10 protein-coding genes are annotated in these 11,218 nt (G+C 61.1%); 7 read left to right on the top strand and 3 right to left on the bottom strand.

Translation table 11 applies throughout. The features are described 5' to 3' along the window. Window positions 1–153: 153 nt before the first annotated feature. Window positions 154–492, bottom strand: a complete 339-nt coding sequence (locus GM676_RS30510; RefSeq protein WP_092279474.1) for a P-II family nitrogen regulator — start codon at window positions 490–492, stop codon at window positions 154–156. 11 nt (window positions 493–503) lie between these two features. Continuing rightward, window positions 504–1,250, bottom strand: coding sequence for a TorF family putative porin (locus GM676_RS30505; RefSeq protein WP_155468326.1), 747 nt, complete (start codon window positions 1,248–1,250; stop codon window positions 504–506). Between the two features lie 246 nt (window positions 1,251–1,496). On the opposite strand from GM676_RS30505, the gene GM676_RS30500 reads away from it, so the two are divergent. The 7 genes from GM676_RS30500 (at window position 1,497) to GM676_RS30470 (ending at window position 7,203) form a co-directional block, all read left to right on the top strand. Then, window positions 1,497–1,736 (top strand): accessory factor UbiK family protein, encoded by a 240-nt coding sequence (locus tag GM676_RS30500; protein WP_155468325.1) that lies wholly within the window; start codon window positions 1,497–1,499, stop codon window positions 1,734–1,736. Between the two features lie 90 nt (window positions 1,737–1,826). Further along, window positions 1,827–3,338 carry a YifB family Mg chelatase-like AAA ATPase gene (locus GM676_RS30495; protein ID WP_155468324.1) on the top strand — a complete coding sequence of 504 codons (1,512 nt, stop codon included), beginning with the start codon at window positions 1,827–1,829 and terminating at the stop codon, window positions 3,336–3,338. Between the two features lie 53 nt (window positions 3,339–3,391). Beyond that, window positions 3,392–4,084 (top strand): DUF433 domain-containing protein, encoded by a 693-nt coding sequence (locus GM676_RS30490; protein WP_155468323.1) that lies wholly within the window; start codon window positions 3,392–3,394, stop codon window positions 4,082–4,084. Next, window positions 4,026–4,448 (top strand): DUF5615 family PIN-like protein, encoded by a 423-nt coding sequence (locus GM676_RS30485; protein ID WP_155468322.1) that lies wholly within the window; start codon window positions 4,026–4,028, stop codon window positions 4,446–4,448. The genes GM676_RS30490 and GM676_RS30485 overlap by 59 nt, the downstream gene beginning before the upstream one ends. Window positions 4,449–4,543: 95 nt before the next feature. Beyond that, window positions 4,544–6,244, top strand: a complete 1,701-nt coding sequence (locus GM676_RS30480) for a M1 family metallopeptidase (RefSeq protein ID WP_155468321.1) — start codon at window positions 4,544–4,546, stop codon at window positions 6,242–6,244. Beyond that, the gene (locus tag GM676_RS30475) at window positions 6,241–6,735 is read left to right on the top strand and encodes a hypothetical protein (RefSeq protein ID WP_155468320.1); all 495 of its coding nucleotides are present in this window, start codon (window positions 6,241–6,243) and stop codon (window positions 6,733–6,735) included. Before GM676_RS30480 ends, GM676_RS30475 begins: the two co-directional genes overlap by 4 nt. Window positions 6,736–6,861: 126 nt before the next feature. Further along, window positions 6,862–7,203, top strand: a complete 342-nt coding sequence (locus GM676_RS30470; protein WP_155468319.1) for a DUF1840 domain-containing protein — start codon at window positions 6,862–6,864, stop codon at window positions 7,201–7,203. On the opposite strand, the gene GM676_RS30465 is transcribed toward GM676_RS30470, so the two are convergent. After that, on the bottom strand, window positions 7,200–11,051 hold the full coding sequence (locus tag GM676_RS30465) for a two-component regulator propeller domain-containing protein (protein WP_155468318.1): 3,852 nt from the start codon (window positions 11,049–11,051) through the stop codon (window positions 7,200–7,202). The two genes, GM676_RS30470 and GM676_RS30465, sit on opposite strands and share 4 nt — an antisense overlap. Window positions 11,052–11,218: the final 167 nt, after the last annotated feature.

Below are 11,218 nucleotides of genomic sequence, written 5' to 3'. Positions count from 1 at the left end.
GCCTCAGGAGCGGCGGCGGCCGGGGCGGACGCGGCCGCCGCCGGGGCGGCGGCCGGCTTGGCGTCCTGGGCGTGTACTGGGGCTGCCAGCGCGAACAGGATGGATACCCCAGCTAGCAAGCTCGTTATGGTTTTTTTCATTCTCATCATCCTCTTAGAGAGCTTCGTTGCCGGTCTCGCCGGTACGAATACGGATCACTTGTTCCAGGTTGTACACGAAGATCTTGCCGTCGCCGATCTTGCCGGTGCGGGCCGCACCTTCGATCGCCTCGATCGCCTGCTCGACCACCGCGTCGTCGACCGCGGCTTCGATCTTGGTCTTCGGCAGGAAGTCCACCACATACTCCGCGCCACGATACAGCTCGGTGTGGCCTTTCTGGCGGCCGAAGCCTTTTACTTCGGTCACGGTAATACCCTGCACGTTAATGGCCGACAGGGCTTCACGCACCTCGTCAAGCTTGAACGGCTTGATAATGGCGGTAATCAGTTTCATACGGGCCTCGCTTAGAAGGTTTTGGAAATGGTCAGGACAGCACCGGTTTTACCCAGGTTCTTTCCTTTTCCGACGTAGGCGTCAGTGTCGGCATAGACCGCCGCCAGTGCCACACTCACTACGCCGAAATCTTTGGTGACGCCGAGCTTGTAGTCGGTGTAGCTGGCGGCGCCGTTGTTCTTGACGTTCTGGTGGCCGACGTGCAGGTTCAGCACGTAGCCGTCCGCCACTTCCTGGTTGACCTGGGCGTCCACGTAGCCCGAGTTCTTGCTGTCGGCAAAGCCGAACAGGTTGGTGGTGGAGTGCGAGTATTTGAGCGAGAACGGACCGGCGCTGATCTGGCCGTACAGTTCGAAGGTGTTGGCGCTCGGGCTCAGCTTGTTCGATGGGTAGGCGTAGTACAGGCCGCCGACGTCGTAGCTGAAGGTATCATTGATGGCGCCGCGCTTGCCGCCGTAGATATCCCATTCGATCGAGCCGTCGCCGCCGCCATCCTTGACCCACTTGATGTTGGTGGCCCAGGTGCCGAGGTAGAAGCCGGTAGGGTTATTCACATAGTCCGCGCCCACTTGCAGGGCCGGCTTGAGGCGGGTTTGCGAGATACCGCGGTAACGGTAATCGCTGACAACGGCGGCGTTATAGGTGACTTCGTTGTCTGGTTTCGCTTCAGGGGCGGGTGCCGCCTCTTCCGCGTGCGCCATGGATGCGAATGCTAAGGTCAACGCAGCGATCAGGGTGAAGTTCTTGGTCATTTTCATAGTTGTTTTTCCTAGTGAGTTGAACGTCATTAGCAGTTGCGGTTTAAAATCTTGTCAAGCGAAGCAATGAAAAGCATTCATGGGCATTCTTAGCAGAATGCGTGCCAGCCAAGGTTGACAACGGCCGCGCCGCCCCAAAGTGGGATTCTCACGCACAAAATCAGGAATTTCGGCGATTTCGCACCACATTAATGCCGACTCGCACCACGATGGTGCAATGATGGACTAACCAGATCAAGGAATATTATGGATAAGAACAATTTTTTTAATGACTTGCAAAACAAGATCAGCCAGGCCATCGAAAACTCCCCAGCAAAGGACATTGAAAAGAACGTCAAGTCCATGATGACGCAGGGTTTCGCCAAACTGGACCTGGTCACGCGCGAAGAGTTCGACATCCAGACCCAGGTGCTGGCCAAGACCCGCGCCAAGCTGGAAGCGCTGGAAACCCGTCTGGCTGAGCTGGAAAGCAAGATCAATCAATAAATTTGTTCCCGCCCGTTTGGGCTAGCGCAAAGCGGCACGGCGGGCAGGGGCTACGCTGGCGGTTGGTTTCAACTACCGGTGTGCCCCGCCATGTCCATCCTCGCCGTACTCAAGAGCCGCGCCCTGGCCGGCATGGAAGCGCAGGAAGTCAGCGTTGAAGTGCATCTGGCCAACGGCCTGCCGGCCTTCACCATCGTCGGCCTGGCCGACACCGAGGTCAAGGAAGCCAAGGACCGCGTCCGCGCCGCCATCCAGAATGGCGGTTTTGACTTCCCTGCCCAGCGCATCACGGTCAACCTGGCCCCGGCCGACATGCCCAAGGAGTCCGGCCGCTTCGACCTGCCGATCGCGCTTGGCATCCTGGCCGCCTCCAGACAAATCCCCACGCGCCGCCTGCATCAGTATGAATTTGCCGGCGAACTGTCCCTGTCCGGCGAGCTGCGGCCGATACGCGGCGCGCTGGCCATGTCGCTGGCCACCCGGCGCGATGGCGGCTGCCTGGCCTTCATCCTGCCGCTCGCCAATGCCGACGAGGCGGCGCTGGTGTCGGCCGCCGCCATCTATCCGGCCGAGTCGCTGCTGCAAGTGTGCCGCCACTTTGCCGGCAAATCGGTGGAGGATATGCTGTCGCGCCACGAGGCGGCGCCATTGGCGGCCGCGCCGGAATATCCGGACTTCGCCGATGTCAAAGGACAGCGCCTCGTCAAGCGCGCGCTGGAAGTGGCGGCGGCCGGCAACCATTCAGTGCTGCTGGTCGGCCCGCCGGGCTCGGGCAAGACCATGCTGGCCTCGCGCTTCGCCGGCCTGCTGCCGGCAATGAGCGACGAGGAGGCGCTGGAAGCGGCCGCCGTGCAATCGCTGACCGGCGCCTTCCGCATCGAGCAATGGAAGCAGCGGCCGTTCCGCTCGCCGCATCACACCTCGTCCGGCGCGGCGCTGGTGGGTGGCGGCAGCGTGCCGCGCCCGGGCGAGATATCGCTGGCCCACCGCGGCGTGCTGTTCCTCGATGAACTGCCCGAGTTCGACCGCCGCGTGCTGGACGTGCTGCGCGAGCCGATGGAATCGGGCCGCATCACCATCTCGCGCGCCGCGCGACAGGCGGACTTCCCCGCGCACTTCCAGCTGATCGCCGCCATGAATCCCTGCCCCTGCGGCTACTATGGGCACCAAAGCGTGGCCTGCCGCTGCCCGCCGGACGTGCGGCTGCGCTACCAGAACCGCGTCTCCGGTCCGCTGCTGGACCGCATCGACATCCAGATGGAAGTGGGCTCGGTCCACGCCGACATCCTTGCCTCCGCCGCCGATGGCGAACCGTCCGCCGTCATCGCCGCGCGCGTGCAGGCGGCGGCCGAGGTGCAGCGCCGGCGGCAGGGCAAGCTCAACCAATTCCTGACGCCGCGCGAGATCGACCACCACTGCAAGCTCGACCGTCCCAGCAAGACCCAGCTCAGGGACAGCATGCAGCAATTCAAATGGTCCGGCCGCGCCTACCACCGCATCCTGCGCGTGGCCCGCACCATCGCCGACCTCGATCGCGCGGCCGCCATCCAGCTCAAGCACGTAAAAGAAGCCATCCAATACCGCCGCGTGCTGAACGAGTGATTCGATTGACTCACTCATGCACCCAGCCTATCGTTTCCAGTATCGGAGAATCTATGCGCAACGCCACCTTCATCACTCCCGCCGAAGCAGCCTATATTGCCGAGCTCAGCGAGCACGATATCAATCGGGCTGTAGACGAGCATATAGTCTCGCAGCCATTCGTCGCCCCGGGCATAAATAGCCCTATATCGCGTCTCGGCGCTGCATTTATTTCGTTCTATTACAACGCTGCTGACGTCATTCCTGTCAAGACCAGGAAAGCGGCACTGGAATCCAGCATCAAGCGTATAGCAGTGGCCGGAAAACTCGAGCCCGCGCTGGCCTTAAAGCTGTCCAGCAAGGATTCCGTATTTGCCCCTTCACTAGCCAAACACATCAGAGCAGCGACCACTCGCTCGCAGGAACTAAATGTCGCGCTTCGAGCCATTAGCGTATCAAAAGACGTTATGTGGGGCATGCCCGTGTTCCGGGGAACACGTGTCTTGGTTGAAACCGTCGTGGGGTCACTGGAAGAAGGCACCTCTTTGGCATTGCTCAAGGAATCATACGCATTTCTGACCGAAGATCTCGTCCAAGCTGCAAAGATCTATGTACAAATCTATCCGCTGCAAAGACGCGCCGTACGTTTAGCCGAAAGCCATCCAAACTGGCACGTGACAAGCATTAAGACTATTTATCCGACAGACAATGAACTGGCGCCTGCTCATCGACGAGTGTCTGTCTCCAAGCTTGGTCAGGATAGCTAATGAGGCAGGTTTCGAAGCGACCTGCACAAGAGATCGAGGTTGGCTGGGCACCAAAGACAGGGTGCTTATCAAAAAAATCATCGCTCATGACTACACTTTCGTCACCTGCAATTCCAAAGACTTCAGAGGGCATGGCGCCATTTCTCCTGGAGGCCACTACGCCTTGCAAGAACTTCACTGCGGGCTTATCTGCTTAAACTCACACTCGATGATGACACTGGAGCGGCAGCAACGTTTATTCCGTCACTTGCTCGCCAGCCTTTCAGAGAAGACTGAGCTGATTAATCAAGCACTCGAGATATTTGAAGAACAGAATGGCTCACTGATGTTGATCGACTACGCGCTCTTCAAACAGCCGAAGTAAGGTCAATATAAAAAACGGTTCTATCGCCTCATCGACATACCAAGTCCGGCGTGCTTGCTGCTATATTGCTCGCAGCATACTTCGCCAGGACGACCATGACCCGCTTGCCTCTCTACCTTGCCGTCAGCGCTGCGCTGGCCGGCTGCGCCACGCAAAAGGCGCCAACCGATTTCACCATCAACTCCGGCAGCCCGCGCGCGCCCGAGCAGTTGGCGGTGACGTTTGAAAAGGTCGACCTGGCCCTGCGCGTCGATCCGGCCAGCAAGAGCATCAAGGGCGACGCCGCCCTCACCTTCCTGCTGAAAGAACCGCTGACCCGCATCGCCGTCGAACTCGATCGCAACCTGCCCGTCGACAGCGCCAGCGTGGACGGCGTCGCGCTGGCGCCAGCCGCCATCAGCAATCCCGAAGGCCGCCTTTACCTGACCTTGCCGGCGCCCCTGCCGGCCGGCGCCCGCACCACCGTGCGCATCCAGTACCACGGCGTGCCGACCGTCGCCAGGAAAGCCCCGTGGGACGGCGGCTTCACCTGGAGCCAGACCGCCGACGGCCAACCCTGGATCACCACCACCGTCGAAGGCGAAGGCTGCGACCTGTTCTGGCCCTGCATCGATCACCCGACCGGCAAGCCGCGGCTGATCGACCTGCACATCAGCGTGCCGTCGCCGCTGGTGGTGGCCGGCAACGGCGTCGCCACCGGCATGGAAGAAAAAGACGGTTGGCGCACCTACAACTGGCGCGCCAAAAATCCCAGCACCTACGGCGTCGCGCTCAACATCGGCCCCTACGAAACACTGTCCGCCGATTACGCCAGCAAGTACGGCAACACCATCCCGCTGCGCATGTGGTACCTGAAAGGCCACGACAAGCAAGCCCAGGGCCTGTTCACCGAGTTCAAGCCGATGCTGGATTTCTTTGAGAACCGCATCGGTCCCTATCCATTTGGCGACGAAAAAATGGGCGTGGTCGAAACCCCGCACCTCGGCATGGAACACCAGACCATCAATGCCTACGGCAACGGCTATATCAAGTCGCCGCTCGGCTACGACTGGTTGCTGCACCACGAGCTGTCGCACGAATGGTTCGGCAACCAGATGACCAACGCCGACTGGGACGACATGTGGCTGCACGAAGGCTTTGGTTCCTACATGCAGCCGCTGTACATGGAATCGCTGCGCGGCGAAATGGAATTCCAGAGCGCGCTGTTCGAGTTCCGCAAACAGGTCAGCAACAAGGCGCCGGTAGTCAGCGGCAAGACCCAGCGCATTGAAGACATCTACAAGGAAGAACGCGGCGGTCCCGGCCTCGACATCTACGTCAAAGGCGCGCTGATCCTGCACACGCTGCGCAACCTGATCGGCGACGAGCCCTTCTTCACCGCCACGCGCCGCATGGTGTACGGCACCAACACGCCGGCGCCGGGCAACTTCCAGCCACGCTGGAGCGGCAGCAAGGAATTCATTCAGTTCGCCAACGAAGCCAGCGGCAAAGACTTGAACTGGTTCTTCGACGCCTATCTGTACCACGCCGCCCTGCCGCAACTGCTGGAGGAACGCAGCGCCGGCAAGCTCAAGCTCACCTGGAAACTGAGGGATGGCGGCGCCTTCCCGATGCCGCTGGAAGTCCGCATCAACAACCGCATCGAAAAGCTGGCGATGAGCGACGGCCACAGCGAACTCGCGCTGCCGCCAGACGCGCTGGTCACCATCGATCCGAGGTCGCGCGTGCTGCGCCAGCAAGATCACATCGATGAATGGAAAGCCATCGAAGACAAGAAAAAGAAAGAGAAGAAATGAAACGCACCCTGCCACTGATGCTGGCCCTGCTGCTCTCCGCATGCAGCCCCAAATACGACTGGCGCGACTACCGCAGCAACGACGCGCCCTACGCCGTGCTCTTCCCCGGCAAGCCGGCCACGCAAACCCGCAGCATCAAGCTCGACCAGTTGGACGTCAGCATGACCATGAGCGCGGCCGACGTCGACGGTGTCATCTTCGCCGTCGGCAGCGCCCAGCTGGCCGATGCGGCACGAGCGCCGGCCGCCGTCGCCGCCATGAAGACGGCGATGGTGAACAACATCGGCGCCACCATCACCAGCAGCAAGACGCTGGACAATGGCGCGCTCGAAGTCGATGCAAGCGGCACCGCAAACGGGCAGCCGATGCGCCTGATTGGACGCTTTCTTGCAAAAGAAAAAAGAATTTACCAGGTGGTGGTGATCGGCCCGGCCCGGCGCATCGAGGCCGACAGCGTCGAAACCTTCCTGACTTCCTTTAAACAGAATTAAAACGGTCGTGCTGGCTTAAAACATGCTTAATTCATGTGCGTCAGCGCTCAGATCGCTTCGTCTGTCTCTTGTAAAGTGGCTGACATGGGCATAAAGTTTATCCAACGGAACTAAGAAAGAACGCTTATGTTGATCGCATTCAAATCCAAATCCAGCCCGGAAGTCTTGATGTACCAGGAACACGCGCAGCGCATCCTGGACCTGCTGCACAAAAATCCGAAGCGCGGCGTGATCACCGCTGCCGAAGCGGCGCAAGCCCTGTCCATCCTGGAGCACGAAGTCGCCGAGACCAAGCTGCATCCGGAGGCCGATGTCGAGCACGACATCCACGCCCACGAACAGGAAGAAGGCGAAACCAGGGAGCACGCCATGGCGCAACGCGTCGGCTTCTCCGCCCGCGCCTTCCCGCTACTGGAAATGCTGCGCACCGCCAAGGCGGAAAACGAGCACATCATCTGGGGCATTTAATCGCCCGTCAGGGACGCCTTCAACGGCAAATCGATCGTGAAGCGCGTCCCCACGCCCACCTCGCTATCCACCCGGATTGAACCGTCCAGCAGCGACGTCACGATGTTGTAGGTGATGCTCAGGCCCAGGCCGTTGCCGCCCTGCCCCAGCTTGGTGGTGAAGAAAGGATCGAAGATGCGCGCCTGATGCTCGATGGCGATGCCCTTGCCGTCATCCTGGAACACGATGCGCACCCGCTCCATGCCTATCGGCGTCGCCCACATGCGAATCTCGCCGCCCTCGTGCCCGTCAAACGCATGCAGCAGGGCGTTATTGATCAGGTTGATGATCACCTGTCCGTAAGGACCGGGGAAACTATCCATCAAGATATCGTCCGGCATCTCCAGCACGATGTGATGGCCAGCCTTGCGCACCTGGTTCTTCATCGTCATCACGATCTCGTGGCTGGCTTGGTGCAGATTGAACTTGCGGCGCTTGGCGCTGGCCTGATCCACCGCCACTTGCTTGAAGCTGTTCACCAGCTCGGCCGCATTGCGCAGGCTGCGCATCAACAGGGTCGAGGCCTCGCGCGACGCCTCGATGAAGTTGCGCAGATCGGATCGGCGCATGGTGCTGGCGTTGTTGAGCGTATCGATTTCCATCGTCTTGTCTTCCAGCGTGCTGGCGATCACCAGGCTGTTGCCGATCGGCGTGTTCAGTTCGTGCGCCACGCCGGCCACCAGTGAACCGAGCGCCGCCAGTTTTTCACGCTCCACCAGCTGCTGCTGCGCTTCCTGCAACTGGCGGTAGGAATCCGCATTGGCAAACGCCACCGCCACGTACGATGCCAGCGTAGTCAGCATGTCCAGATCGATGCGCTGGTAAGCATGGGTGCGATAGCTGTGCACCGTGATCACCCCGCGCACCTGGCCGCTGACCGAGATCGGCACATAGATCAGCGAGCGCGGCTCGGTCGGCAACGAGCCGTCTTCCAGCGTGCCCATGTTCTCGGCCCCGGACACCAGGTCCAGGCTGAAAATATAGCGATGGTATTCCTGCTCCAGGTCGTTGATGAACACTTCCTCCGCATGGTTGATGCACCATACCGCCAGCTGGTTCGGCTCGCGCATGCTGCGCGTGTACGGGGTGTAGCGCTTGCCGCGCTCCATCGCGAACGGATACTCGATCAGATCCTGCTCCGGCCGGTAAATGCCAATGCCGAACACGCTGGCGTCCATCAGCGCATGCACTTGCTGGTACAGCAGGGACATGATGGCTTCGCTATCGAGATTGGCGGTGATGCGCCGGCCGATATCCGACAGCAGCGAGATGTTGCGGTGCGCCGCCTCGACGTTTTCCTTTTCGCGCTCGATGGATTCCTTCTGCTGCACCAGCTCGCGCGTACGGCTGCTCACCACCTGTTCCAGATCCTGCTTCTGCAACACCAGCAGGCGGATGCGGATGCGGAACAGCAGGTAGGCCGCGCCTACACCCAGCGTCACCAACAGCACGCGGAACCACCACGTCTTCCAGATGGGCGGCGCGATCGTCACCTCCACCGATACCGGCTCGCTGCTCCACAAGCCATCCTTGTTGGCCGCCTTGACGCGAAACACATAGTGGCCGGGATCGAGATTGGTGTAGGTGGCAAAGCGCTTGCCGGCATCGGTGATCACCCAGTTGGGGTCGAAGCCTTCCAGCTGATAGGCATAGCGGTTGCGCTGCGGATCGGCATAATGCAGGCCGGCGAACTCGAACGAAAACACCGCGTCACGATACGACAGCGCCAGCGCCCTGGCTTGATAGAGCGGTCCTTGCGCCAGCACGTCGGCACGCCCGGCGCCGCTCTGGATGGATTGGTTGAAGATGGAAAAGTCGGTGATGGAAACCGGCGGCGCATACGGATTGTCATGAATCTTCTCGGGCCGGAATGCGGTCACGCCTTCCAGGCCACCGAAATACAGCGTGCCGTCCGGCACGCTGTAGCCGGAGCCGATGAAAAACGAACCATCGATCAAGCCATCCTTGGAAGTGTAATTCTTGAAGACGCCGGTCTCCGGAGTAAACAGCGAAATGCCGGCCGTGGTGCTGATCCACAAGCGGCCTTGCGCATCGCCCAGGATGGCACCGATCGGATCGGGCGAATGCCCGCTGCCCGGCGCATAAAAGCGGAAATGCAGCTTGCCATCCTCGCCCAGGCGCGCCATGCACAGGCCGGCCGCGGTACCGATCCAGATGCGTTCCTGCGCATCCTGGTACAAGTAATGCACGCGGTTGTGACTGAGACTATCGCGCCGCGCCGGATCGTGGCGGTGATGTTCGAACTTGCCGCTGGCGCGATCAAAACGATCTAAACCGTTTTCAGTGCCCACCCACAGATTGCCCCGCTTATCCTCCAGCAGCGCGTAGACGCGGCCGGCCAGGCGCTGAGGATCGTCGGTATCGATGCGATAAGCCTGCGCCACCAGCGTCTGCGGATCGATACGATACAGCGCCAGGCGGGTGCCGACCCAGATGGCTCCAGCGCGGTCCACCAGCAAACGCTGCACTGAACGCGCCGGCGGTTCGTCACCCAGCCACACCGGCGTGTAGCGCCCCGTGAGCGGATCGCGCCATGACAGGCCGCTGAGCGTGCCCACCCACAGGCGCCCACGCAGATCGGTGGCCAGCGCCATCAGCTGCTCGGATGGCAGGCCGCCGGGATGCGGTTGCTCATTCGATTCAAAGCGCACCTTGCCCTGCGCCGTATCCAGTAACGCCAGGCCGGTACTGGTGCCCAGCCAGATCTTGCCATCCGGCGCGCCCGTGATGGCGCGCACCTTGCTGCTGCCTATGCCGGGCAGCACGCCGGCATGTTCGGAATAGCGCTCGAAGCCGCCGCTGCTCAGGTCGACACGATCGGCGCCGGTGTACCAGTTGCCGACCCACAGCGTGCCGGTGCGGTCCTGGTACAGCGCGCTGATCTGGCTTTCGCTGATGCCGTGGCGATCCTGCGCATCGCGGTCATAATTGTAGAAGCGGCCGCTGACCGGATCGCGGCGCTTGAGGCCGTCCGTGAAAGTGCCGACCCACAGCGTGCCATCGCGGTCGTGCAGCAGACGCGGCACGCGCACCTCGGCCAGATCGGGCGGCAAGGGCACCGCCATGCGCTCGGCCGACTGCCCGTTCAGCCGCCAGACCTGCACGCCGCGCATGGTGCCGGCCCACAGCACACCATCGGCGCCAAGCGACAGGGACATGATATTGTTCTCCAGCCGCTTTTCCTGGGTGCCGAAGTGACGGAACTGATTGCTGCCGGCCGCCAGCATTTCCAGGCCGCGCGCCGTCCCCACCCACAAATTGCCGTGACCGTCGCGCACCAGGGCGCTGACGTGGTCGTCATTGATGCTGTTGATGTCGTTGTCGGCGTGGCGCAGCGTGCGGACCTGGCCGCTGGCGGGATCGAAATGCTGCAAGCCTTCTGTGGTAACCAGCCACAAGCCCTGCTTGCCGTCACTGACAATGCTGGTCACCGCCAGCGTCGGCAGCACATGGGTGAAGGACTGGGTGAGCGGATCATAGCGGTCCAGGCCGCCTTTGTTGCCGACCCAGAGCTGGCCGGCGGCGTCTTCAAACAAAGCCTGCACGTAATTGTCTTGCAGGCTGCGGGGATTGGCGGGATCGTTCTTGAAGGTGGTGACGCGATAGCCGTCGTAGCGGTTCAGGCCGGCCTGAGTGCCCAGCCACATATAACCGTGCTGATCCTGGAGAATGCTGGTGACCGATTCCTGCGTCAGCCCCTGCTCCACACCGAGATGCTCGAACCGCAGCGACAGCGGCGCCGCCTGTGCTGAGGATAGAGCGAACAAGAGCAGAAAAACAGCACGCATGGGGGGATCTCCGGTATGCGAGCCATTCTAATGCACCAAAGCAAAAAGGCCCACTCATAGAGCGGGCCTTCCTGACTTATAACTAGCTTGACGATAACCTACTTTCACACTGGTTGCAGCACTATCATCGGCGTAGAGTCGTTTCACGGTCCTGTTCGGGATGGGAA

Origin of the sequence: Duganella radicis (genome assembly GCF_009720825.1) — a bacterium.
Taxonomy (GTDB): domain Bacteria; phylum Pseudomonadota; class Gammaproteobacteria; order Burkholderiales; family Burkholderiaceae_D; genus Rugamonas; species Rugamonas radicis.
Note: the sequence above shows the minus strand (reverse complement) of the source record. Positions and strands in the feature narration are given on the sequence as shown.